The sequence below is a fragment of the Oryzibacillus soli genome (assembly GCF_051594765.1).
In the GTDB taxonomy this organism is placed as follows: Bacteria; Bacillota; Bacilli; order Paenibacillales; family NBRC-103111; genus Paenibacillus_AR.
Map to the genome: position 1 here is coordinate 219,400 of NZ_JBPPGJ010000003.1, position 23,331 is coordinate 242,730.

Here is a 23,331-nt window from a genome sequence, read left to right on the forward strand (position 1 = left end):
TTACGCCATCTCCTTCGCTACGGATGCTTGCATCAGAACCGCCTGGCCCTTGCTCTGGGCCTTGTAACGGACCCGCTTCTCCCAATAGGAAGCGAAGAGATAGAGCGCGAGCAGGAAGCCGACCGTGCCGAGAATGGCTCCCGACCAGCCCCACTTGGAGATCAGGTTGACCTTCTCGTAGCCGTCCACCAGACCGTCGAACAGCTTCCAATGGTCCCAGCCCCAGGCGAGGATACCGGCGCCGAGAATGTTCCCGGCTCCTACGACGACGAATTGGACCTGGCCTTCCATAGCCCGGTACATCCAGCCGGTCTCACAGCCACCGGCCACTACGATGCCGATGCCGAAGAGCAGACCGCCGATCAGAGCGCCCGGACTGGCCCACATGATCTTCTGCGGAACGCCCAGATTGATGATGACCGCCGTGCACAGCGTGGCCGCGATCATGCCGACGGACAGGGCCTTCATCATCGTAGCCCGTCCGGTGATCCACAGGTCCCGGAAGGCCGAGGTGAAGCAGATCTGACCCCTTTGGATCAAGAGGCCGAAGGTGAGGCCGAACAATCCGGCCAGTGCCAGCTTCGGCTTGCCCGCTCCGATCTCCAGGGCGACGAAAGCTACGCCCAGCACCAGCACGGCCAGTCCGATCCACGGCTGGACCTTCGAGCGGGTCGAGACCATGGACCGGGCTCCGGGAGCCGCCTTGGTCAGCTTCGGCTTGCCCAAGAGGAGCGGATGCAGCACCAGCTTGACGCCGATGAAGGTGCCGCCGGCCATGCCGATGGTGAACAGCCAAGCGTGGAACGAAAATTGCGGAATGCCGGTGAAGAAGGAGGCCAGGTTGCAGCCCATGGCCAGCCGCGCGCCGAAGCCCGCGATCATGCCGCCAACGAACCCTTGCACCAGACGGCGCTTCTGCTTCGGCATCCGGATCTTGAATTGACCCGCCAAGAGAGCGCTCATCAAGGCTCCGAGGAACATGCCCCCGACCACCCAGCCGTCAATACGGTCCAGGGTGGACCCTTCCAGCTTCATGATCTTGTCGATGTAGGTAAGCTGATGGGGATCGATTCCCAACAGCTCCATCCCGTGGCCCGCATACCGGGTGAATTCCCCGGTCACGGCCCAGAATGTGCCTGTAATGCCGAAGTACATTGCGCTTAGGATACCCGCCGCCACAGTGACGAACATCGGGCTCCACGACTTGCCGAACCACTTCTCCCGCAGCTCGGCGAACCAACTACCTAGTCCCATAAAGGCTTGTCGTCCTTTCATAATGGAATGACCCTATTAGGCCAAACCCCATTATAACAAAGCCTGTCAAGGACGGACAGTATCGGGTTGAGATGGGTTGGCCCGCTTTCCATACAGCGCCTTGATGATGCTCTCGATCGGAATATCCTCCATCGACAGGTCGGCAATGCCGTACCGCTCCTCCATCCCCGCCAGAAAATCGATCAGCTTGATCCGCCCCAGATCCAGCTCCAGCTCGAGGCCCGCCCCCCCGGTGTTCACGCCGGTGACCGTGAAGGATGCATGGCTCCACCCGCCGTCCCAAGGACGCTCCGTCACCAGCCGGACCCGCTTCTTCGCCCCCAAATACTGCTTCAGCACGTCGATCCCGTCATCGAAGACGATGTCGCCGTGATTGATGACGATGATCCGCTTCGCCAGCCGCTCCACATCCTCCATATCGTGGGTCGTCAACAGGAAGGTGACCCCCTTGCGGTTCATCTCCTGGATGAAGCCCCGGATCTTCTCCTTGGCCACCACGTCCAGCCCGATGGTCGGCTCATCCAGGAAGACGATCCTCGGCCGGTGCAGCATGGCCATGATGAACTCGCACTTCATCCGCTCCCCCAGCGACAGCTGGCGGGTCGGCTTGCGGATGACGTCCTCCACCTGGAGCAGCTCCGTCATTTCATTCAGCGTCTCGAGGAACGGCTCCTTGGGGATGCCGTAGATTTCCTTGTTCATGTAGAAGGCGTCCAGCGGCGGTATATCCCACATCAGCTGCGACTTCTGCCCGAAGACGGCCCCGATGTGGGCCACATACTTCCTCCGCTCCTTCCAGGGCACGTACCCGAGGATGCGGACCGATCCCCCGCTGGGCTCCAGGACGCCGCTCAGCATCTTGAGCGTCGTGGACTTGCCGGCTCCGTTGGGCCCCAGGAAGCCGATAATCTCCCCTTCCGCCACTTGGAAGGAGACGTTTTTGACCGCCTCGACGGTCTTCTTCTTGCGGACGACCATACTCTTAAGCGCCTCCAGGAACGTGTGGCCCCGCTCGAAGGATTCGTAGGTCTTATTCAATCCCTGCACTTGGATCATATGTGGTTACCCTCCTGCGCTCTTGTAGCGCTTCATCATCCGGACCCAGAACCCGTAAGACGCCGCCGTAAAAAGCAGCACCACCGGAACCGCCGCCACCGCCCCCTCCGCGGGCCTCCCCAGCAGGACGGAAGCCGGCAGGGAGCCCATGGCCGCCACCGGAATCAGCATGGTGATGACGTTCCGGAACGACTTGGAGAAGATGGACGACGGATAGAGCGAGAACATGGTGACGGAATCGAATATCTCATACACCCGGTAGGTCCCGACCCAGACGATGGTAATGCCGGACATGAACAGGGCGAAGGCGAAGAACATCAGCACGGCGGACCCGAACAGGAGCCAGAAGGCGCCCCAATCGGCCCAAGCCATGGCGGGGAGATGGGCCAAGGCCACGGCGAACAAGGAGACGCCTCCGATGAGCTTGCCCAGGTCCTCCGCGTCGAAGGCCGTCACGATCAGCATGACGAGAGGGCTCCGCGGCTTGATCAGGAGCAGATCCAGCGTCCCGTCCCGCACCCGGCCGATCGTATTCCAGACGAGCCCGAAGAAGAACGGATAAGAGATGCCCTTGGCCAACAAGAAGATGGCCTGGATGAGCAGCGCCTCGTAGAGCCCCCACCCCGGAAAAGAGGCCCCCGTGCTGTAGATGATCACCGTCACCAAGGGCATGATCATATCGAAGAACAGCATGATCGCCATGCTGATCAGGTAATCGGCCCGGTCGGTCATCCGACCGGCGATGGAGGTCTTCATGCCTTGCAGGTATAGTCGGACGACGGACATCAGGTCCCCACCCCCGTAAATTTGTTGATGCCGAGTCTCCAGAGGAGCTCTGCCACGCCCCACATGGCCAGGACTGCCGAGGCCTGAACCCCCACGATGGTGGGCAGGCTCATGGCATGCCCCGCCAGCTGGTAGGACCCGAGGAACACCTGGATCGGCACGTAGCTGATGAATTGGAAGGGCAGGAAGAACACCAGCGTCTGCAGCACATCGGGAAAGAACGACAGCGGCACGAACACCCCGGCGCTGAAGTCCTTGAACAGCATGAACATCCGGCGGACCCCATGGGCTCTCATGAGCCAGAACGCGCAGGTGCCGATGCAGAAGTTCACGAGGAAGGTCATCAGGAAGCTGAGCGTGACGGAGACCAGGAACCACAGCGGGTGCTTCGGCACCAGGTGGATGTGGAAGACGCCGTAGAAGATGAAGTAGACGGGGACCAGCTCCAGGAGGAACGCCAGCAGCCGGTTGCCGGTCTTCGCCGAGAAGGCGTAGAACCGGTACGAAACGGGCCGCAGCAGGAAGGTCACCAGTTTTCCGGAATGGACCAGGTCCTGCACGTCCCAATCGGCCGAGTCGAAGATCAGGTAATTGATCAGGGCGGCCAAGCCGTAGTAGGACAGGATCTGCCCGAACGTCATGCCGTTGACCGTCTCTCTCGTGCTGTATACCGCGCTCCAGATGAAGAATTGGATGAGAAAATAAACCGGCCCCGTCAGGATGGACACCGCCATCTGGGACCGGAACGCCGTAGCCTGCTTGTAGGAAGCGAACGCCACCGCGCGCATCAGCCGGAAGGCTTGCATGGGAATCACTCTCCCTTGTTGGATCAAGGCTGCCTTCCTCTGGGCTAAGAGGAGCGCCGCCTACATAACGCTGCGGCACCATGCCGATAAAGCCGTAACCTCGCGTCACGGCTTATCATAGTCCTTCCCCGCAAGGGCGGGCAATGTAATGTATGAGTATAGTCTAACTCTCCTGCCGGAGCTCCGTCCGCCGAAGCAGACGTTCCCGCAGAGCCTCCGCCAGCTCGGCCAAGGCTCCCGCCGCCAGAGGCACCATCAGCAGGAACGCGGGATAAATATACCGCGACTTGGTCTCCCAGGCCAGGTGGAAGACCATCGTTCCGCCGATGGCCAGCAGGAGCAGCACCGTCTCGGGCGAGAGACGGCTTCCCTTGGGAACCGTGCTGAAGAACGCCCCGGTCAGCACCAGCAAGACGATCCCTTTGCAGAACCACTGCACCGCGGTCCCCAGCGGGCCGCCGTACAGGCTGTTCCAGAAGGCGCCGCTCTTGTAATACGCCGAGACCTCCTTGCTCTGGTTATGGGGCATGGTGAAGTAGAGCGCCTCCTGGGTCGGCTCCGTCCAGGTGGTCAGGAATTTGCGCCCGAAGAATCGGGCTGTATATACCGGATGATCGGCCATATAGGAGAGCCGCTCCCCCAGCAAGCGGTCTCCCAGCTCCGCCGCCCGGGCCGCATCCCGGCCGGAGGCCGTGTAGTTCCGCACCGTGGAGGCATTGTACCAGCCCTCCGCCCTCGGCCCCTCCTCCAAGCCCATGTTCACGAACAGCACGGCGGGCATGCCGTTGGCCGGGTCGAAGCCCGTCTTGGCAGCGGCATACGCTTGGAGTCCGTAGCCCCCGCCTAGGGAAGCCAGCAGAAGCAGCACCGATGCCCATCTCCGGGGCGGCAGCTTAAGCAGCAGATAGAGTGCCATGGCAGCCAGAAGGATGATCATATTGGTCCGGAACAGCATGGCGATGCCGATCAGAATGGCTGCCGCCAGGAGACAGGTCCAGCGGCCTCCACGCCCGTATCGGACGATGAAGAAGAGCGCCCAGACGGAAAAGCATAGTCCAATGATGTCCCCATAGACGTAAATGGTCAGGAGCGCCGTGGGGACGAACAGCATGGAGACCAGCACCGCAAGACGGCCCGCCCGCTCGGAATGAAGCTCCCGCGCCAGCGTGTACAGGCCCGCATTCAGCCCGAGTGTGCAGAGGCCGATGAAGCCCTGCAGCACCTGATAGCCGCCGCCGAAGGTCTTTAGCAGGAGAGCGAACATCAGCGTCAGGGGAATCTGGTGATGGTATTGATCCAGGTAGCCACCCTTCAGGAAGTCCGCATAGCGGCCCGCATTGAAGTTCAGGGCAGCTTGATAGACACTTCCCTGATCCGCGAAGGGAACCACCCGGGAGAGGCGAATCCACCCCAGAATCGCTGTGCCGTACAGAAGCTGCGTAACGAGCAGGAAGAGGACCGGGGGAAGCTTACGGACGGCTTGGAAGAGAACGAGCAGCAGCACCACGGCGAGAATGGCGCCGGTGCCGGCGAACAGGAGGTTGTTCCCCCGGATCAGGAGCCGTTCGTTCCCGGTAATGACGCTGTTGAAGACGATATTGGCCAGCAGAATCAACCCCAGGGCAACCCATCCCATGGATTGGATCCCCCGGACCAGCGTATGGCGGACGGTTCTCATCTTCGGCCTCCTTCCGATTCTCGATGAGCCCATTATAGCCGCCCTGCCTGAAACTGCGCTTAAAGTCTCCGCCCGCCGGACTCCGACAAAAAACAGGCCCCGCCGTAATGGCGGGAGCCTGCGCGCAGGGATGAATGCCGGTCCTTACTCCGCCGCCATCCGATGGGGCTTCGCCCCGCTCCGGCCCCGGTCCGGAAGCCACCGGCCCGAGGCATAGTACAGCAGGCTGCTGGCCGTCGTCACGGCGAAGCTGATGACGATAGCCGCCCAGATGCCCCGGAGCCCCAGGCTCGTGTGCGAGAGCAGCGCCGCCAGCGGAATGCGGATGACGCACAGGGAGATGAACGAGATGATCAAGGTGGAGACGGTCTTCCCCGCTCCGTTAATGATTCCGTTGGAGACGTAGAAGAAGATGAAGAACAGATACCCCGCTCCGACGATGCGCAGGTAATCGACGCCTGACGAGATGACGTCCTGCTCGCGGACGAAGATGCGCATGACCGCCTCGGGGAAGGATACGCAGACGGCGGATACGACCACGATCACCGGAATATTGATGACGATCCCCCACTTCAGCACGTCCTTGATCCGTTCGCCCTTCCCGGCCCCCAGGTTCTGGGCCGTCAGCGTGGAAGCCGCCATCATCATGGCGATGGCGGGCATGGCGACGATGGAGTCCAGCCGGCTGGCCACCCCGAAGGCGGCGATGGCCGCCGCACCGTAGCCGTTCACGAATACCGTGATGAAGGCGTAGCCCATGGACAGCAGCATCTGCTGGACGAAGGACGGGAGGCCGAGCTTCAAGATCTCGGCGACCGCCTTGCCGTCGAATTCCAGGCGGGTGGGATGGATGGGCTCACCCTTGTATTTTCGCTTCACGTAGAGGATGCCCATGACGGTCGTAAGGACGGTAGCTATGAGCGAGGCCAGCGCGGCGCCGTTCAATCCCAGCTCGGGCAAGCCTGCCAGGCCCATGATCAGGACCGGATCCAGCACGGCGTTGACCACGGTCGAGAGGATGACGAAGAGGAGCGGCACCACGGTATCGCCTACGCCCCGGAGTACGGAAGAGACCAGGTAAGAGAGATAGAGACCGGCGAAGCCGACGAAGGAGATCCTCAAGTAGCCGGCGGCCAGGGACTGAATTTCCTCCGGCGTCCCCATCAGCCGAATCAGGGAATCCGACAGCAGATAGCCTCCGGCCGTCACGGTCAGGATCAGGATCAGCGCGATGGACCAGGAATGGTTGACCACTCTCTGGATGACGGCGTGATCCTTGGCCCCGTAGGCCTTGGCCACCAGGATCGAGCTGGCCAGCGTCGCACCGGAGCACAGGGCCACCGTGCCGAGGAAGATAGGGAAGCTGACGGCTACGGCGCCTACCGCATCCTTGCCCAGCAGCTTGCCGACCCATATGGCGTTGATGATGCTGTACCCGGTGGCCAGCAGATTGCCGATCAGAATGGGCAGCGCGAATCGCACCAGGTGCCGGGGAATGCTGCCGGTGGTGAAGTCTTTGCCGAAGGATGGTTTCATGGGGCCCCCGCTTCCCGTCCATTCAATTCATCCAATACTTCCAGCGCATATCGCTCGACCTCCGCATTCTCAAAAGGAACTCTGAGTGCCTGCAGATGGTAGATGGAGAAGGCATAGGCCGAATCCGTCAGCGGCTTGCTTCCGTCCGATTCCAGCCAGTCGATGGCCAGGTAGTGGAACGAGCTCTCGAAGGCCAGCGCCGCTACCCGCTCGTCGGGAATATGGACCGGATTGTGGAGCTTGAAGCGCCGGAACCACTCCTCCATGGTCCTGCACGAGGCCTTGAAGCTCTCCATGCGCTTCTTCTCGAACGCCGGATTCAGCCCCACCGCTTCGATGAGCATTATCTTGGCCAGCTCCCTGTGCTTCTGGTGCATCCACAGGCTTGCCGTAATGACCCGGGTCATGTTCTTGGTCAGGCTGAAATGCTTCACGTCCAGCACCTGCTCGGACATGTCGTTGAAGGCCTGGACGATGGAGAGGAACAGCTCCTCGAACAGCTCCTCCTTGCTCTTGAAGTAGAAGTAGAAGCTGCCGACGGACACGCCGGCCTCCTCCACGATATCCTTCACAGCCGTATGGTGGTACCCCCGCTTGGCAAACACCTTCGCCGAGGTATCGAGAATATGCTGGCGCTTGGCATCCTTGCGGTCCTGCGTTTCCTTGGAGGTTCTGTAAACCATGGTCCGGACCCCTTTCAAGTATAGAATGACGATTCGTTCTATGTTTCATTATAGGCAAGCGCCTCCTTCTGTCAAGGGGAGCTCCGAGCTTTCCACAGCTATCCGGTGCGCCGCAACGCAAGAGAGCCTCCCGCACTGGGAAGGCTCTCTTGTTTGTCAGGTTCCGCAGAACGTGCGGTACGGCCGGCCGTTCGCCGCCGGCGCGGTGCAGTACTCGGTCCGCTCAGGAACGCTCTCGTACGGGCTGCGAAGGGCATCGAGCAGCCGCTCCATGACGCCGAAGTCGCCGTCCTGCACGGCGGCCTCCAGCGCCTCCTCCACCCGGTGGTTCCGCGGGATCACCGCCGGGCTGCTGCTCTGCATGAGCCGCTGCACGGCTTCCGGCCCCTCCTGCTGCCGGGCGAGCCGGGCCTGCCGGCGCGTTAGCCACGCCCGGTATTCGGGGCTGTCCCCCATGGCCGTCTCCTCCGCCTTGCCGTCGGCCAAGAGCCGGAAGGTGCTGGTGTAGTCGGCTCGATGCTTCTGCATGAGTCCCAGCAGCTCCTCCGCCAGGGCCCGGTCCTCCGGCTCCTCCCGGAATAGCCCCAGCTTGGCCCGCATCCCCGCCAGCCAGCGGCGGTCGTACTCCTCGTGATACTCGGCCAGCACGTCCTCCGCCAGCTTCACGCCCTGCTCCCCGTCCTCATGCAGGAGCGGCAGCAGCGTCTCCGCGAACCGGGCCAGGTTCCAGGCCCCGATATGGGGCTGGTTGCCGTAGGCGTACCGGCCTTGGGTATCAATGGAGCTGAAGACCGTCGCCGGGTCGTACGCATCCATGAAGGCGCAGGGGCCGTAATCGATGGTCTCGCCCGAGAGGGCCATATTGTCGGTGTTCATCACCCCGTGGATGAAGCCGACCAGCATCCATCGGGTGATCAGGGCCGCCTGGCGCATGGCGACCTCCCGGAGCAGGGTCAAATACCGGTTCCCGCCTGCCTCCGCCTCCGGATAGTGGCGCTCCAGCGTGTAGTCGGCCAGCGCGCGAAGCTCCGCCTCGTCTGCCCACTGCGCCGCGTACTCGAAGGTGCCGACGCGCAGATGGCTGGCCGCCACGCGGGTCAGCACGGCGCCGGGCAGGTCCGTCTCCCGGTAGATGGTCTCCCCGGTGGCCGCCACGGCCAGACTGCGCGTGGTTGGAATCCCCAGCGCGTGCATGGCCTCGCTGATAATATACTCCCGCAGCATGGGCCCCAGCGCGGCCCGGCCGTCTCCCCTCCGGGAGTACGGTGTGCGGCCCGAGCCCTTCAGCTGGATGTCCACCCGCTCCCCGCGGGGGGTTATCTGCTCTCCCAGCAGGAGGGCCCGGCCGTCGCCCAGCATGGTGAAGTGCCCGAACTGGTGGCCTGCGTAGGCTTGTGCCAGCGGGTCGGCTCCTTCGGGCACGCGGTTGCCGGCGAAGATCTCCGCTCCCTCCGGGGTCTGGAGGGCTTCGGCTGAGAGCCCCAGGAACAGCGCCAGCGGTTCATTGAAGATGACGATACGGGGACTCCGCACCGGGGCGGGGTTCATCCGGGTGAAGAAGTCTCCCGGCAACCGCGCATAGCTGTTGTCAAAGTTCCATCCGGCAGCAAGATCGATTAGGTTTTCCTTCATTTTGGGCTCCTTGTTGTGTCTTTTTGGAACATAGTTTATTCTAAAACGAAGTGGAGCAATCCCCATGACTCATGAATTTATCCGATACACGGTTGAAGGAGAATCCGCAATGAAGCTCGTTACCGTACAAGATTTGGTGACCCGGTATTCCCTGGAGGTTCTGGCCGGAGGCACCCAATTGGACCGTCCCATCACCAAGACCCGGGCCCACCGGCCAGGTCTGGAATTCGTCGGTTATTTCGATTTTTTCCCGATGGAGCATATCCAGCTCTTGGGGCACCGCGAGATTTTTTACCTGCATAAGCTAACCGAGGAGGAGCGCAACGAGCGGATCGGCAACATCGTCAAGTACCATCCGCCCTGCTTCATCGTCACCAATAACCAGGAAGGCCTGAAGTATCTGACCAAATACTGCGAGGACGAGCAGATCCCCCTCCTCCGCACCGGCTTGGAGACCTATCAGTTCCAGGAGCTGCTGGAGATCTACCTGTCCAATGCCCTGGCTCCCGAGATCGCCGTCCACGGCGTCTGCGTCAACGTCTCCGGCATCGGGATTCTCCTCCGCGGCAAGTCAGGCGTCGGCAAGAGCGAAACGGCCCACACCCTCATCCGCCGCGGGCACCGGCTGGTGGCCGACGATATCGTGGTCTTGAAGAAGATCAGCCCGGAGACCATCCTGGGCACCCACAACAATGCCACCAAGGAATTCCTGGCCCTGCGCAGCATCGGCCTGATCAACGTGTCCCGTCTCTACGGGCGCAAGGCGTTCCAGGAGGAGACCCGGATCGTGCTCGACATCGAGCTCACGAAGTGGCAGGATGACGCGCTGAACAACGAGCTGGAGCTGGAGCCCAAGTTCACCGAATACATGGGGGTGCGCATCCCCCACATCGAGATTCAGCTTCAGCCCGGACGCGATGTAGCCGGCTTGGTCGAAGCGGCGGCTAATAATTGGTACCTCCGGCAGCAGGGATACGTGGCGGCGGAAGATTTTATGAACCGTCTTATGGAAGGTGAGAGGAACGGGGGCTAAGCACCGTTGGATCGAGGGGCCGCCCATTGGGGTGGCCCTTTTTGGCGTCGTTCTCCCAAGCACTTCTTCTCGGGACCTGCCTTCTCTCCCTTCTATCATACCTTCCCGCCCCTCCTCCTGTCACAAAACCGGGCCTTCGGTTGTCTATATCTCGTAACCATCTTGCAACCATCCGAATCCCAGGAGGAGTGTACCATGAAATTGCGCATGAACCACCGTACCGCCAACCCGGCCGGCTTCCAGGCCCTGCTGCAGCTGGAATCCGCTGCCCAGAAGATGGGCCTTGAGCCTGTGCTCTACGAGCTGATCAAGATCCGCGCCTCCCAGATCAACGGCTGCGCTTACTGCGTCGATATGCATACCAAGGACCTGCGGGGCATGGGGGAGACGGAACAGCGTCTGAACCTGGTCGTCGTCTGGAGGGAGTCTCCGGTGTTCACCGGCAGGGAGAGAGCGGCATTGGCCCTGACCGAAGCCGTGACCCGCCTTCCGGAGAAGGGCGTGTCCGAGGACCTGTATGAAGAGGTCCGCGCTCACTTCAGCGAGAGCGAGATCGTCGCCCTGCTCATGGCCATCAACGCCATCAATTGCTGGAACCGCATGGCGGTCACAACCGGCATGTACCCGGGCTGCTTCTGAACGACAGAACTTCAGCCCTCCCCTAATCCCGCATAAGGAGGCCCGCATCATGACGACAACGGATTACGCGACGGCAGATCGCATCGAGCGCCTCTACCGTGAATATAAACCGCTGCTGACAGCCGTCGCGTACCGGATGCTGGGCTCTGTCAGCGAGGCCGAGGACGCGGTGCAGGATGTGTTCGTTGCCGTCAGCAAACCGGACGCCCCTGCCATGGCACATCCGCGGGCCTATCTTCTGAAGCTGGTCACCAACCGGGCTCTGAACATGATGAAGGCCGCTCCCCGCAAGCGGGAAACCTACCCCGGCCCGTGGCTCCCGGAGCCCGTCATCGCGCAGGGACCGGAGGATACGCCGCAGGAGCTGGTGCTCCGGCGGGAGCGGCTGGGCTACGCCCTGCTCGTGCTGCTGGCAACCTGCACGCCCGCCGAGCGCGCCGTCTTCGTGCTCCGTGAGTCCCTCGGCCTCGAGTACGGGGAAATCGCCAATATGCTGGACCGGTCCGAAGCGGCCTGCCGCAAGCTCTTCAGCCGGGCCTCCGCCAAGCTGGGACAGCGGCCCTCCGAAGGGAACGAAGAAGCGCTTGACGCCACCGTCGAGCGCTTCGTGCAGTCCTTCGCCCAGGCGCTGGAGAACGGCCGGTTCGACTCCCTCCTCCGGCTGCTCACCCGGGATGCGGTCATGCTGAGCGACGGAGGCGGCGTCGTGCGCGCAGCGCTCCGTCCCATCCAAGGCCGGGACCGAATCACCGCCTTCTTCGCCGGCATCGCGCGCAAGGGGTCGCTGCAGGGGCGGCTGCTCCCGGTCCGGATCAGCGGCCAGCCCGGGCTGCTCCTGATCCGGCCGGACCGACCTCCCTTGGCGTTCGCCTGGGAGCCGACCGCAGACTTCTCCGCAATCCGCACCCTCTATCTGGTCTCCAACCCGGAGAAGCTGACCCGGATCCGCCTGGCGGATTCCCATTCCCCCGGCCCGTCCGCAGATGGTACACTGTAAGCGAGGCATAACGCCCGCAAACATTGTTCGTATGCACAAGGGTACGGGACCCTCACGGTCGAACCGTCCCGGACGAGGGAGTGGCACCATGTACGAGCTGACGCGTCAGCAGGCCCAGAACATCGTGGACCGGATGATGAAGGACATCCCCTATAACATCAATCTGATGGACCGGACCGGCATGATCATCGGCAGCGGCCAAAAAGCCAGGATCGGCACGCTTCATCCCGGCGCTGTGGAAGCCATCCGGCGGCGGGAAGCCGTGGAGATCCACGAGGAAGGGGAGCTCGCCAAGAAGGGCATCAATCTGCCGATCGAGCTGAACGGCACCATCGTCGGAACGGTCGGGATCAGCGGCGAGGTGGAGGAGACTCGGCCCTTCGGTAATCTGGTCCGATCCACGGTGATTCTCTTGATCGAGCAGAGCATCGCCTTGGAACGGGAGAATCTGAAGCAGCACCGGAAGCAGGAATTTTTCAACGCTCTGATCCATCCCGACACTGTCTATACCCAGGAGATGACGGAGCTCTCCGCCTCCTACGGCATCCAGCTCAGCAAGACCAGCCTGGTGGTGGTGGCGGAATTCCCCCGGGAGGTTCCGGAGGAACTCACGAAGGAGCTTCCCACTTTCAAGATCACGCAGCAGTCCCTCTGCATCATCGTCCAGGAAGCTCCCAAGCTGGAGGCGCTGCAGCAGCGCCTTCTCCAGGCGGACCCCCAAGCGGTCCTGGCTGTAAGCAAGTGGACCGATACGGTCGCAGAGGCCTTCACTCAGGCCAAGGCTGCGCTGCGGGTCTTGAAGGGGGTCTATTGGAGCGAACGGGCCATCTCCTATGCCCAATGCGAGTTCATCGCCGACCTGTCGAAGCACCTGAAGCACGATCCGCGGGCCGAACGGCTCTCCCACCTGCTGGAGAAGAACGAGGAGCTGATCCGGACCCTGCAGGTCTACCTCAGCTGCAATCTGAACGCCAACGAGACGGCCGCCCGGCTCATGATCCACCGCAACACCTTGAATTACCGGCTGAACCGGATTCATGATCTGACCGGCAAGGACCCGAAGCATATCCTGGAGCTCACCGAGCTTCTGTTCATGCTGATCCACCGGATCCATTGAACCCCAAAAGAGGGTGTCCCGCACTTAGGCGGAACACCCTCTTCTCATTAGTCTTGCAGCAGCCGGGCGATGCTCTCGGCGGTGCGGGCCACATTGTCCTGCCCCTGCGTCAGCAGGGTCTCCAGCTCCGCCGCTCCGGGCACGATCCCGAAGATGGCGTCGAAGCCCACCTCATACAGCGTCTCCACGTCCTTGCCGATATACCCCGCCAGCGCGATGACCTTGATCCGGGGATCCACGCTCTTGGCCGCTTGCGCCACGCCGAACGGAGCCTTGCCGAACTTGGTCTGGAAGTCGATGCCACCCTCGCCGGTGAAGCAGTAATCCACACCCTGGAGCTTCTCCCGGAGCTGGGTATACTCGATGACGATCTCGATGCCCTTCCTCATCGTCGAGTTGGTGAAGGCGATCAATCCGCCGCCGAGGCCGCCTGCTGCGCCTGCCCCCGGCACCTCAGCGATCTCGATGCCCAGCTGCTCCTTCACTACCATGCTGTAGTGCAGCAGGTTGCGGTCCAGCTGCTTCACCATATCCGGGGTAGCCCCCTTCTGGGGACCGAACACGGCCGATGCGCCGCGCTCCCCGCACAGTGGGTTGGTCACGTCCGAGGCCACCAGGATGCTCACCTGCTTCAGCTGCGGCATTACCTCTGCGGTCTCGATCCGGTCCAGCTCGCCCAGATACCCGCCCCCCAAGGGCAGCTCCTGTCCGTTCTTGTCCAGGAACCGGTAGCCTATTGCCTTGGCCATGCCCGTGCCGCCGTCATTCGTGGCGCTGCCGCCGATGCCGAGGATGATGCTCGTGATCCCCCGGCCGATGCAATCCCGGATCAGCTCTCCCGTTCCGAGCGTCGTGGTGACCAGCGGATTCTTCGTTTCCTTGGTCACATGATGGATGCCGCTGGCGGAGGCCATCTCGATGACGCCCGTCTTCCCGTCTCCGAGAATGCCGTACCTGGCGAGAACCGGGGTGCCCAGGGGACCGGTCACCTCTTTTTCGATCAGGGTGCCGCTTGTCGCGTCGATCAGAGACTGTACGGTGCCCTCGCCGCCGTCCGCCATGGGTACGTGGATGCATTCGGCATCCGGAACGGCGCGCTTGATGCCCCGCTCCATCGCCTCGCACACCTCCTTGGCGGTCATGCTTTCCTTAAACGAATCCGGTGCCAATAAGAATGTCTTGCCCATATGATTCACTCCCGTTCTGGTTTAGGCGATAAAACCGTAGATGATTACGGACACGATCGTCATCGTCAGACCGACCATGCTCTCGAAGAGGACCACCTTCATCCGGTCCTTCATGGACATCCCCATGGCATTACGCGTGACGTGGAAATAAGTTCCGTGCGGCAGATGGTCGATGACCGTAGCGCCGGCATGGGTCATCACCGCGGCAGACAGCGGCGCGACGCCCGTATTGATGATGGCGTTGGAGAACGAGCCGGTAGCCAGGATAACGCCCGTCGAGGTCGACGCGGTAGCCGCCGCCATCAGAACGCCCGCGATGGGAGCCAGGAACATGCCGGAGATGCCCGACGATTTCACGAGAGCCACCACCTCGGTCGGCAGCGTCGATGCGGTGATCAGTCCGCCGATGGCGCCGGCGCCGATGATGATCAGGATGGTGGGGGTCATGCGGTTCAGTCCGGCGGTGCAGTAGTCCAGCAGCTGCTTTCTCTTCCCCAGCGCCAGCGAGCCCACGATCCCGGCGAAGGGCAGGATGAACAGCGAGTCGATCTTCAACCGGGCCAGCGCGTCGATCCCCAGCATGGATCCGATGGGGCTGATCATCAGGAGCACGACGGCGATGACCGGAGTGACCAGCGCCTTGGCCAGAGGAGGCAGGTTCGTGGAGCTGGACTTCTCCAGCTCGGCGGCTTCCTCATCCGTTACCTTGGTGCCCTTGTACTTGATGAGCGAGGCGATGGTGACGGCGACGGCCAGACCGAACAGCGCGGGAATCAGTCCGCCCAGCATCACTTGGTTCACGTCGAGCTTGAACCCGCCTGCCGCTGCGATGGTATTGGGGTTCGGGGAGATGATGTTCCCCGCTTTGCCTCCGCCGGACAAGGCGACCAGCAGAGCGACCTTGGAATACCCCATCTTGTTGCCGACGGACAGCGCGATGGGGGCCACGATCAGCACCGCCACCGGGATGAATACGCCGACCGCCGTGATGATCATCGTAGCCAGGGCCAGGGACAGCATGGCCTTGGTCCCGCCGAGACGGTCTACGATCACCTTCGCGATGGTCTCCGCCGCTCCCGATTCCATCATCACTCCGGCGAACACGCCTGCGGCGATGATGCGGATTACGGTGCCCAGCACGCTCTGGGTGCCGGAGATCAGAATCTTGATGACCTCCGAGAAGTCTGCGCCGCCGATGAAGCCTCCGACGATGGCTCCTAGAATCAAGGCGTATGTCGGAGCCAGTCTCAATAGAATCAGTCCAATGGCTAAGGCAAGGCCGGCTACGGCGCCGAACCAGCTGATTGTCAATGCTGTCGTCATCTTATGAATCCTCCCTAAGGTTACGTCTGGTTGTTTTTTTAAGCTACGGAATCGCGGCTTGTATTATTTTTCACATAACCGCTTACAATCACACGCATATCCGGCCAACCCCCTTCATTACTCCCCCTCCGGTTGACAGCTGCGCAATCTGAATACGGTTTCATTATAGAATCGCCGGACCCGAATATCTATTGATAGAACCATGAATTTTATAGTGCATTTGCACAATATCAGACCCAGGGGACTGGCGTTGAATAGAGGTGTCCCATTATGCTGAACAGGCCGCCGCAGACGCCAAAAACCCAGAAGCTAAGCGAGATAAGGCCGCTGTTTGCTCCTGGGTTTTGGCTAACATTCTAAATGTTTCTCCTGCTTACGCCTGTGCAAATTCGATCCAGTCGATCGACAGACCCGGCTTGATAAACTCCAGCCGCATCTCGTAGACTCCGGCCTCCAGCTTGATCTTGACCAGCCGCCGCCGGATCGGCTTCCCGTCGGTGCCGTTGGTCTGGACCGTGGTCATGGCCTGGCCGTTCAGCGTCACGTTGCAGGCGCTCTGGGCCAGATGGCTGTCCGTGGACCACATCTGGACCGTGATCCAGTAGACGCCTTCGCCGTCCGCCCGGATGTAGGTCGGTCCCTTCGGATCCGGGCGCACCCGCGCGTCGTCTCTCAGCGCCTGCACCCGCTCCGGTGCCAGCTCCGGTGCCAGCTCCGGATGAGCCCGGAAGGCCTGCACCGTCTCCTCGACGATGGCCGTCCTGTGGGAGAAGACCGGCGCCTTCATCAGGAAGCGGCAGATGTTGGCCGCGCTGCGCTGCAGCTCCCCGCGGGTCAGCGTGCCGTTCTCCAGCGATTCGATCGTATTGTCGTCATTGGAGTTGATCTCCGCGCCATAGTTGCTGACTACCATGTACAGGTCGTTCTGGGCACGGACCATGAAGCCGGTGTACCGGACATCGCCGGGACCGCCGTCCGCCACGTCATTCATCTTGGCCCACCAGTCCGTCATCACGATCCCCTCGAAGCCCCATTCCCCGCGCAGCACCGTTGTGTTCAGGTCGTAATTGGAGGCCGCCCAATGCCCGTTGACCGGATTGTAGGAAGTCATGATACAATCGGCGCCCCCCTCCTTCACCGCCCGCTCGAAGCCCTTCAGGTAGAGCTCCCGCAGCGCCCGCTCCGACACGACGGCATCTACAGTGTGGCGGAACTTCTCCTGGTTGTTGCAGGCAAAATGCTTCAAGGTCGAGTTGGAGCCGCCCTTCTTGATCCCTCGGGTGCACGCGGCGGCGAAGAGGCCGGTGATCAGCGGATCCTCCGAGAAGTACTCGAAGTTCCGGCCGTTCAGCGGACTGCGGCGGATGTTCATGCCCGGCCCCAGCAGGGCGTCGATGTGGTTGCTGAGCAGCTCGCGGCCTTCCAGCACATACAGCTCCTCGATGAGCTCCGGGTTCCAGGTAGCCGCCAGCAGCGTGCCGATCGCCACTTGGGTGGCCTTGTGCCCGCTGTCCATCCGGATCCCCGAGGGACCGTCCGCCGTGCTGGCCACAGGGATGCCGAACCGCTGCAGCCCATCCGTGACCCCGCCGAATGCAGAAGCCGTCCCCGGGGTAACCAGCGGACTGCACATGCCCTCTCCCCGGACGATGGCCGCCAGGTCCTGATCCGACAGCTGGGCGATGAAGGCCTCCATGCTGACCCGGCCCTCCTGGACATCCCGCAGCTTGTAACCCCGGTCTCCCGTCTGCTCCAGCGTAACGGGCATCCGCCGGGCGATGCGGTCCGCCAGGGATTCCCTGCGCGTCGGCACGGATTCGTAGGTGAGCTCATAGGTGCCGTCCGGACGGCGGGGACCCGGCTTCATGCGGGTGAAGGCCACCGCCGGGGCCAGTGCCTCCTCCAGCTGCTCCACGACCTGCAGCGTCTCCACCGCATAGCCCTCTTGCCCCTCTACGGTGAGCCGGACCACGTCCTTTACGCTGGTGCCCGCATAGAGCCGGTATACTCCGGCCTCCAGCACATATGCGGAAGCATGGCCGGTGGCGCCGGCATCGTCATAAGAGGCCATGGCCTTCACCGGGAAGCGCAGCGTCAGGCGCTGGGATTCTCCCGGCTGCAGCAGCTGCGTCTTGGCGAAGGCGGCCAGCGCCTTGACGGGCTTGCCCAATAGGCCCTGGGGCGCTTCGTAGTAGAGCTGCACCGTTTCTTGGCCCGCATAGGCGCTTCCGGTATTCGTCACCGTGGCCTCGGCCTCCAGGCAGAGGGTTCCGTCCCGGTCCGCCTGCTTGGCTTCCCCGAACTCCACCTGGAAGTCGGTATAGGACAAGCCGTATCCGAACGCATACTGTACTCGCTCCGGGCAGAACGTCTCGAAGTAGCGGTAGCCCACATAGATGTCCTCTTGGTAGACGTTGCGGTCTTCATGGCCGTAATTCCGGGTGGAGGGGTAGTCGCCGATGGAATAGGCGATGGTGTCCGTCAGCTTGCCGCTGGGAGTCACGTCTCCGGCCAGCACGTCGGCAATGGCGTTGCCTCCCTCCATGCCGCCCTGCCAAGCGTAGATCACACAGGGAATCGGGTGGAGATGCGCCCCATCGTTCATCCAGCTCATGTCGATGATATTCGAGACGTTGAGCACCACAATGGTCTGTTCGAAATGGGCCGTGACCAGCCTCAGCATCGCCTCTTCATCCGCCGTCAGCCGATAGCTGCCCGGGGCGTCGGCATTATCCTGGTCCTCCCCCGCCGTACGGCCGATGACCACGATCGCCTTGCCGGACCGGCTTCTGGCCTCGGCCACCAGCTCATCGGTCAGGGGCATCTCCTGCTGGTGCCACGGCTCCGCCGCCCAGCCGCCTCCACCGTTATCGAACGGATGGCTCTCCCGCCACTTCTCATAGACTGCGGCCATCTCTTCGTCGACGGCAAGCTGCGTCTTCTTGCGCAGCCCTCCCAGCAGGTTGGTCGTATAGGCCACATTCACACTGCCGCCGGAACCTGTCCCGCTGCGGTAATAGTCGATCTGGCTCCGCCCGAAGACGGAGACCCGCTCTCCCTCGCGCAGCGGAAGCGCTCCGCCTTCGTTCTTCAGGAGCACGGCTCCTTCCGCAGCGACTTTCCGGCTGAATTCGGCGAAGCCCTCCAGGGGTATGCCAAACGGATGTGCACTCAAGTGATTCCCTCCACAACGCCAAGCCGGGAATCCGCTCCCCGCACTTGTCTGAAAATATGATCAATCTTATAATAATATAGCAATATGGAAAGTTAAATTGTCGGAAACGATGAACAGTTAGGTGTTTATATGATCGAGATTCCCGAACTTCACACGATCTGGCATTACCAAGCGCCCCGTACCCGCAACCATATGCCCCGCATCATTCCGGAGGGCCGGCAGGACATCGAGATCTTCGTCTCCGGACGCGGCTTCTTCGAGCTGGAGAACCGCACGGTGGAGGTCACCGCCGGCACCGTCCTGTGGCACCGTTCCGGCGATGCCACGATCTATATGGCCGATCAGGAGGATCCGTATGCATGTATCGTCGTCGCCTTCCTGGGGGAGACCGCCAGTCCGGTTCCCCGGCTGAGCCAGTGGCAGGACCGGGCCGTCTTCCACGACTTCATCAGTCGGATCCTGACCGAGTTCCACAGCGGGACGCCGGATCTGCGCAAGCTGGCCTGCTACATCTACGGGCAGCTGTATTGGCAGTGCCAAGCTCCGCCTGAGGCCGCCCAACCGGGACACAAGCGCAGTCCGGAGATCAATCGGGTCACCGATTGGATCGAAGCGCACTTCGCTGAACCGATCCACCTGCAGCAGCTGTCCGATATGGCGGGCATCAGTATCCCGCATCTCCACACCCTCTTCAAGCAGATTACGGGCCAGAGTCCTTATCAGTTCATCCAAGCCCGGCGGCTTCAGGAATCCAAGATCCTGCTGGCGTCCACCCAACTGCCCGTTCGGGAAATCGCCCGACGGTCCGGCTTCCCCGACTTCGGCAACTTCTGCCGCATCTTCAAGACGACCAGCGGGATCACCGCCCAAGAGTTCCGCCTTCATCACCGGGATACGCGGTAGACGGCGCAGCGGTCCGCAAGTGACGAAGAGCCCTTCCCGCCCCGGATCCGTTCCGGTGGCCGTAAGGGCTCTTGATGCTGCGCCGCCAAGGAGCCGGTTCGGCTCCTTAGGCCGCAAGCCGCCTGAAATACCGGCGGACCTTCTCCAGCTTCCGCTGCTGCGTCCCCTGCTTGCTCTCCATGCTGCCGAACTCGAAGAACTTCACCTTGCGTATGCCGACATAGCGGAACAGCGCCCGGCCCATCAGCACCTTATGGGCGTTGTTCAGCCACAGCATCGGGTACAAGGCCGGCCCCATCATGGTGGAGATGCAGACCACCGACTTGCCCTTCAGGAGCCCCTCCGGGAAAATCCCCCCGTTCGACCGGTACGCAAACCCTGCGCTGAACATCTGGTCGATATAGCCCAGCAGCATGGCCGGAGGCCTCCCCCACCAGATGGGATAGACGAAGACCAGCTTATCCGCCCACAGGACCTGCTTCCGGTACTTCTCCAGCCGTGGATCCATGTGCATGTCACGCCGCCGCTTCTCTTCGTTGAAGACCAGCACCGGGTCGAACTTCTCCTCATACAGGTCCAGCACCTCAATGGCGGTGACATTCGGATTCTCCCGGCATCCCTCGATCACCTCCTGAGCGAAGGCGTAATTCAAGCTCTGGTGGTTGGGGTGGGTAAAGATTAACAGGACGTTCATGCTTCTTCCCTCCAATTACTTATCATATGATAACTAAAAGGTAGCACGCCTGACGAATAGTTGTCAAATGATAATTGTTTTTTGATAACTGATTTGCTATGGTGAAGGAAGGAGGAATCATGCCATGACCAACCCGCTGTTTCAGAAATTCGTTCGCTTTACGACCGCCGTCCATGAGATGACGCACGACATGACCAAGGGCCTTCCGCTGGATGCCGTCACGCCGGTCCAATACAAGATCCTGGAATATATCTACGTCAGCGAGCCGGTGACGCTGAGCCAGATCAGCGAATGTACCGGCATGTCCATGCCCAACACCAGCCGCGAGCTGAAGAAGCTCACCGAGAAGCAGCTGTGCGAGAAGGCGGCCGGCGGCGCCGACCGGCGCAAGCAGGATATCCGCCTCTCTCCCCGGGGCCATGACTTGATGAACCAAGTGTTCCGGGTCATCGAAGCCCGGTTCGCCGAGCGCACCCGCTCGCTTACCACAGCAGAACGTACGGAAGTGGAACACGCACTTGAGGTGCTCATGAAGAAGGTATTCGCAGGGGGCTGACCATATAATAGGGAAAAAGGGAGGGTGACCGCCATATGATTCGGGGATGGGGCTTGAAACTGCGCAAGCTGCATGCGGCTAATGCTTGGATCTTACTGTTACTGGCGGTAAGCGGCATTGTGCTCTATCTGCCGCCCATGCGGGCTCTGTTAGGCGAAGGCCGGGTATGGCTGAAGCAGCTCCATATCGCGGCCGGACTTGTGTCGCTGGCGGTGGTCGTCCTGTACCTGCCGTACCTCCGCCAGCATCTCCGCCAACTGTCCGGCCGCAGAACCCGGCAGGGCAACCTGGCGGTCGTGCTGGCGCTCTTGGCCGGCTGGATCGGATCGGGACTGGTCTTGTGGGGGTACCGCTCGCTTCCGCCGGCCTGGAGCAACGCGGCGCTGCTCATTCATGATCTGCTGACATGGGTCGGGATCCCCTATGCCGTGTACCATTCGATTACACGGAGCCGCTGGCTGCGGCGTGCAGACCGGGATACGCCGATGGCCAAACCGGCGGAGGTGCTGGAGCTCGGCACCTACGAGCCTTCTTCCGGCAGACTCCTCCGCCACCTGTCCCGAAGATCCTTGATCAAGGCGGGAGTGGGAGCGGTTCTGGCGGCCGCCTCCGCCCCCTCCTTGATCCGCTGGTGGAACTCCGCCGCCGGCGGCTCCAACCTCTCGAATCTGCAGGATCACGATGCGTGGGCTGCAGACGTCCCGCAGCCGGTGCCTCTGCCCGATTCACTCCCGCCCGTAGGAGGCGGGGCCAAGGGCAGCTTCCGGATCTACACCGTGACCGACATCCCCCAGTTCGAGCCGAAGAAATGGTCCTTTACGGTTGACGGATTGGTGGACCGGCCCATCCGATGGAGCTGGGAGGAATTCCTGGCCTTCCCCCGCCAGGTGCAGGTCAGCGATTTTCACTGCGTGACAGGCTGGTCGGTCAACGGCTGCACCTGGGAGGGCATCCCCTTGAACCGGCTATTGGAGCATGCGGGGGTGAAGGATGGGGTGAAGATGGTGAAGTTCTACTCGTCGGACGGCGAGTATACGGATGCCATCACCATCGAGCAGACCTGGATGGAGGATGTGATGGTGGCCCTATTGCTGGACGGCAAGCGGATTCCCCAGGACTTGGGGGGCCCGGTCCGGCTGGTGGTCCCCCAGATGTACGCGTACAAGTCGGTTAAGTGGCTGAACCGGATCGAGCTGATCGCCGAAGAGCATACCGGCTACTGGGAGAAGCGAGGCTATTCCAAGGACGCCTGGATATGGGTCCCGCCCGCCTGATTCTGTGCCGCCTGGACGTATGAATGCTCTGCAGCCGTCATAGGCTGTAAGAGTATGCAGTGCGATGAGGAGGAATACGATGACGCCGCCCAGCTATTTTACCCCGTGGGAGGAGCACCGGTTCTGGTTGGAGATCCTGCAGGATCATGCTTACTTCGTCTACAACGCCCTCTCCCCCAGTGATGTCCGCAACGTTCAGACGGCAGCCGGCTATATTCAAGCCTTCGGGGATCTGCTCGAGCAGCTGCTGAAGCTCGATCCCCGGCTTGAAACGTCGGACCCCTCCATGATTCAATTGGCCCGCTCGGCGCAGCCCGTCGCCTATGGGTATTTTCAATTCGAAGGGCAGATGCAGCATCTACGGATCGAGAACCGGATCGAGCTGAATCTAACTCCGACCTACATGAACGGGACTGGCAGCGAGAATGCCGAGTATCTCCGGCTCCTCTCCTCCTACATGGCCGGTCAGCAGCCGGCTCCTCTGTCGCTTGCCGATCTCGTCGATCTCTGGCTGGAGGATCAGCTGGGACACGCCAGCCTGCTCATCAACCATCTGGACGTGGCGGAGCTGGGCTGGATCGAGAAGGTTCAGCGGGCCCAGACCACCTTCTCCGCCCTCATGATCAAGCAGCGGCAGATCCGGAAGTATCTGCGCTTCACCCCGCCCAACTTCCCCGTACAGCTGCAATTCGCCGAGGATATCGCCGCAGCGGTTACCGGCTTCGAAGTGGTGGTGCGCCAGGTGGTCCAGCTGCTGGTCAACCAGCGTGTCCTGAGCCGGCTAAGCCTGCGGTTCATCGAGCACCATTTTCCCGAGTCCTGCTACTTCCTGCGGAAGCTCTCCCTGTACGTCCCGCATGTCCCCGTCCGGGACTGCAGCTTGACCAAACCTTCCTTCACCCCGTCCGCTCAAACCGAGTAGGACGGCTTTTATTTTATGGAAAAAATGTATAGGTCATGCAGTTGGTGGGAGCCTAAGGC

At 61.7% G+C, this 23,331-nt stretch carries 20 protein-coding genes; 8 read left to right on the plus strand and 12 right to left on the minus strand.

From position 1 onward, the window contains the following. The 8 genes from yedE to ACSEXW_RS05225 all read right to left on the minus strand — a co-directional run bounded on the left by yedE (nt 1) and on the right by ACSEXW_RS05225 (nt 9,452). Nucleotides 1-1,254 carry a selenium metabolism membrane protein YedE/FdhT gene (gene yedE / locus ACSEXW_RS05190; protein WP_438445040.1) on the minus strand — a complete coding sequence of 418 codons (1,254 nt, stop codon included), beginning with the start codon at nt 1,252-1,254 and terminating at the stop codon, nt 1-3. Between the two features lie 66 nt (nt 1,255-1,320). Beyond that, nucleotides 1,321-2,331: an ABC transporter ATP-binding protein gene (locus tag ACSEXW_RS05195; RefSeq protein WP_438445041.1), complete on the minus strand. Its 1,011-nt coding sequence runs from the start codon at nt 2,329-2,331 to the stop codon at nt 1,321-1,323. Between the two features lie 6 nt (nt 2,332-2,337). Next, a complete protein-coding gene (locus ACSEXW_RS05200; RefSeq protein WP_438445042.1) occupies nt 2,338-3,117 on the minus strand; it encodes an ABC transporter permease in 780 nt (259 codons plus the stop codon). Further along, nucleotides 3,117-3,923 carry an ABC transporter permease gene (locus ACSEXW_RS05205; RefSeq protein ID WP_438445043.1) on the minus strand — a complete coding sequence of 269 codons (807 nt, stop codon included), beginning with the start codon at nt 3,921-3,923 and terminating at the stop codon, nt 3,117-3,119. Before ACSEXW_RS05205 ends, ACSEXW_RS05200 begins: the two co-directional genes overlap by 1 nt. A gap of 163 nt (nt 3,924-4,086) precedes the next feature. Beyond that, entirely contained in the window at nt 4,087-5,601 is a 1,515-nt protein-coding gene (locus tag ACSEXW_RS05210) for an ArnT family glycosyltransferase (protein WP_438445044.1), read from the minus strand. A 144-nt stretch (nt 5,602-5,745) separates the two neighbouring features. After that, complete coding sequence (locus ACSEXW_RS05215; RefSeq protein ID WP_438445045.1) at nt 5,746-7,137, minus strand: MATE family efflux transporter; 1,392 nt, start codon at nt 7,135-7,137, stop codon at nt 5,746-5,748. Continuing rightward, nucleotides 7,134-7,820, minus strand: coding sequence for a TetR/AcrR family transcriptional regulator (locus ACSEXW_RS05220; RefSeq protein WP_438445046.1), 687 nt, complete (start codon nt 7,818-7,820; stop codon nt 7,134-7,136). Before ACSEXW_RS05220 ends, ACSEXW_RS05215 begins: the two co-directional genes overlap by 4 nt. A gap of 156 nt (nt 7,821-7,976) precedes the next feature. After that, the gene (locus ACSEXW_RS05225) at nt 7,977-9,452 is read right to left on the minus strand and encodes a protein adenylyltransferase SelO (protein ID WP_438445047.1); all 1,476 of its coding nucleotides are present in this window, start codon (nt 9,450-9,452) and stop codon (nt 7,977-7,979) included. 109 nt (nt 9,453-9,561) lie between these two features. On the opposite strand from ACSEXW_RS05225, the gene hprK reads away from it, so the two are divergent. The 4 genes from hprK to ACSEXW_RS05245 all read left to right on the plus strand — a co-directional run bounded on the left by hprK (nt 9,562) and on the right by ACSEXW_RS05245 (nt 13,238). Continuing rightward, entirely contained in the window at nt 9,562-10,485 is a 924-nt protein-coding gene (hprK, locus tag ACSEXW_RS05230; RefSeq protein WP_438445048.1) for an HPr(Ser) kinase/phosphatase, read from the plus strand. A 195-nt stretch (nt 10,486-10,680) separates the two neighbouring features. Continuing rightward, entirely contained in the window at nt 10,681-11,124 is a 444-nt protein-coding gene (locus ACSEXW_RS05235; RefSeq protein ID WP_438445049.1) for a carboxymuconolactone decarboxylase family protein, read from the plus strand. A 49-nt stretch (nt 11,125-11,173) separates the two neighbouring features. Beyond that, entirely contained in the window at nt 11,174-12,121 is a 948-nt protein-coding gene (locus ACSEXW_RS05240) for a sigma-70 family RNA polymerase sigma factor (RefSeq protein ID WP_438445050.1), read from the plus strand. Nucleotides 12,122-12,209: 88 nt separating this feature from the next. Further along, nucleotides 12,210-13,238, plus strand: a complete 1,029-nt coding sequence (locus ACSEXW_RS05245) for a CdaR family transcriptional regulator (RefSeq protein WP_438445051.1) — start codon at nt 12,210-12,212, stop codon at nt 13,236-13,238. Nucleotides 13,239-13,285: 47 nt separating this feature from the next. Here ACSEXW_RS05245 and ACSEXW_RS05250 read toward each other — a convergent pair whose 3' ends face one another. The 3 genes from ACSEXW_RS05250 to ACSEXW_RS05260 form a co-directional block, all read right to left on the minus strand. Beyond that, on the minus strand, nt 13,286-14,425 hold the full coding sequence (locus tag ACSEXW_RS05250) for a glycerate kinase family protein (protein WP_438445052.1): 1,140 nt from the start codon (nt 14,423-14,425) through the stop codon (nt 13,286-13,288). Between the two features lie 21 nt (nt 14,426-14,446). Next, nucleotides 14,447-15,748 carry a GntP family permease gene (locus ACSEXW_RS05255; RefSeq protein WP_438445053.1) on the minus strand — a complete coding sequence of 434 codons (1,302 nt, stop codon included), beginning with the start codon at nt 15,746-15,748 and terminating at the stop codon, nt 14,447-14,449. A 373-nt stretch (nt 15,749-16,121) separates the two neighbouring features. Further along, the gene (locus tag ACSEXW_RS05260; RefSeq protein ID WP_438445054.1) at nt 16,122-18,923 is read right to left on the minus strand and encodes a glycoside hydrolase family 3 protein; all 2,802 of its coding nucleotides are present in this window, start codon (nt 18,921-18,923) and stop codon (nt 16,122-16,124) included. Nucleotides 18,924-19,052: 129 nt separating this feature from the next. Between ACSEXW_RS05260 and ACSEXW_RS05265 the strand changes: the two genes are divergently transcribed. Continuing rightward, nucleotides 19,053-19,826, plus strand: a complete 774-nt coding sequence (locus ACSEXW_RS05265) for an AraC family transcriptional regulator (protein WP_438445055.1) — start codon at nt 19,053-19,055, stop codon at nt 19,824-19,826. A gap of 106 nt (nt 19,827-19,932) precedes the next feature. Here ACSEXW_RS05265 and ACSEXW_RS05270 read toward each other — a convergent pair whose 3' ends face one another. Then, nucleotides 19,933-20,520 carry an NAD(P)H-dependent oxidoreductase gene (locus ACSEXW_RS05270; RefSeq protein ID WP_438445056.1) on the minus strand — a complete coding sequence of 196 codons (588 nt, stop codon included), beginning with the start codon at nt 20,518-20,520 and terminating at the stop codon, nt 19,933-19,935. 124 nt (nt 20,521-20,644) lie between these two features. On the opposite strand from ACSEXW_RS05270, the gene ACSEXW_RS05275 reads away from it, so the two are divergent. The 3 genes from ACSEXW_RS05275 to ACSEXW_RS05285 all read left to right on the plus strand — a co-directional run bounded on the left by ACSEXW_RS05275 (nt 20,645) and on the right by ACSEXW_RS05285 (nt 23,272). Next, nucleotides 20,645-21,076, plus strand: coding sequence for a MarR family winged helix-turn-helix transcriptional regulator (locus ACSEXW_RS05275; RefSeq protein ID WP_438445057.1), 432 nt, complete (start codon nt 20,645-20,647; stop codon nt 21,074-21,076). A 35-nt stretch (nt 21,077-21,111) separates the two neighbouring features. Further along, entirely contained in the window at nt 21,112-22,350 is a 1,239-nt protein-coding gene (locus tag ACSEXW_RS05280; RefSeq protein ID WP_438445058.1) for a molybdopterin-dependent oxidoreductase, read from the plus strand. 79 nt (nt 22,351-22,429) lie between these two features. Beyond that, complete coding sequence (locus tag ACSEXW_RS05285) at nt 22,430-23,272, plus strand: DUF2935 domain-containing protein (protein WP_438445059.1); 843 nt, start codon at nt 22,430-22,432, stop codon at nt 23,270-23,272. The last annotated feature ends 59 nt before the right edge of the window (nt 23,273-23,331 follow it).

Bases quoted from the DNA above. Each gene is read 5' to 3' on its own strand.
- yedE (WP_438445040.1), bottom strand. From the start codon at position 1,254: ATGGGACTAGGTAGTTGGTTCGCCGAGCTGCGGGAGAAGTGGTTCGGC.
- ACSEXW_RS05195 (WP_438445041.1), bottom strand. From the start codon at position 2,331: ATGATCCAAGTGCAGGGATTGAATAAGACCTACGAATCCTTCGAGCGG.
- ACSEXW_RS05200 (WP_438445042.1), bottom strand. From the start codon at position 3,117: ATGTCCGTCGTCCGACTATACCTGCAAGGCATGAAGACCTCCATCGCC.
- ACSEXW_RS05205 (WP_438445043.1), bottom strand. From the start codon at position 3,923: ATGCAAGCCTTCCGGCTGATGCGCGCGGTGGCGTTCGCTTCCTACAAG.
- ACSEXW_RS05210 (WP_438445044.1), bottom strand. From the start codon at position 5,601: ATGAGAACCGTCCGCCATACGCTGGTCCGGGGGATCCAATCCATGGGA.
- ACSEXW_RS05215 (WP_438445045.1), bottom strand. From the start codon at position 7,137: ATGAAACCATCCTTCGGCAAAGACTTCACCACCGGCAGCATTCCCCGG.
- ACSEXW_RS05220 (WP_438445046.1), bottom strand. From the start codon at position 7,820: ATGGTTTACAGAACCTCCAAGGAAACGCAGGACCGCAAGGATGCCAAG.
- ACSEXW_RS05225 (WP_438445047.1), bottom strand. From the start codon at position 9,452: ATGAAGGAAAACCTAATCGATCTTGCTGCCGGATGGAACTTTGACAAC.
- hprK (WP_438445048.1), top strand. From the start codon at position 9,562: ATGAAGCTCGTTACCGTACAAGATTTGGTGACCCGGTATTCCCTGGAG.
- ACSEXW_RS05235 (WP_438445049.1), top strand. From the start codon at position 10,681: ATGAAATTGCGCATGAACCACCGTACCGCCAACCCGGCCGGCTTCCAG.
- ACSEXW_RS05240 (WP_438445050.1), top strand. From the start codon at position 11,174: ATGACGACAACGGATTACGCGACGGCAGATCGCATCGAGCGCCTCTAC.
- ACSEXW_RS05245 (WP_438445051.1), top strand. From the start codon at position 12,210: ATGTACGAGCTGACGCGTCAGCAGGCCCAGAACATCGTGGACCGGATG.
- ACSEXW_RS05250 (WP_438445052.1), bottom strand. From the start codon at position 14,425: ATGGGCAAGACATTCTTATTGGCACCGGATTCGTTTAAGGAAAGCATG.
- ACSEXW_RS05255 (WP_438445053.1), bottom strand. From the start codon at position 15,748: ATGACGACAGCATTGACAATCAGCTGGTTCGGCGCCGTAGCCGGCCTT.
- ACSEXW_RS05265 (WP_438445055.1), top strand. From the start codon at position 19,053: ATGATCGAGATTCCCGAACTTCACACGATCTGGCATTACCAAGCGCCC.
- ACSEXW_RS05270 (WP_438445056.1), bottom strand. From the start codon at position 20,520: ATGAACGTCCTGTTAATCTTTACCCACCCCAACCACCAGAGCTTGAAT.
- ACSEXW_RS05275 (WP_438445057.1), top strand. From the start codon at position 20,645: ATGACCAACCCGCTGTTTCAGAAATTCGTTCGCTTTACGACCGCCGTC.
- ACSEXW_RS05280 (WP_438445058.1), top strand. From the start codon at position 21,112: ATGATTCGGGGATGGGGCTTGAAACTGCGCAAGCTGCATGCGGCTAAT.
- ACSEXW_RS05285 (WP_438445059.1), top strand. From the start codon at position 22,430: ATGACGCCGCCCAGCTATTTTACCCCGTGGGAGGAGCACCGGTTCTGG.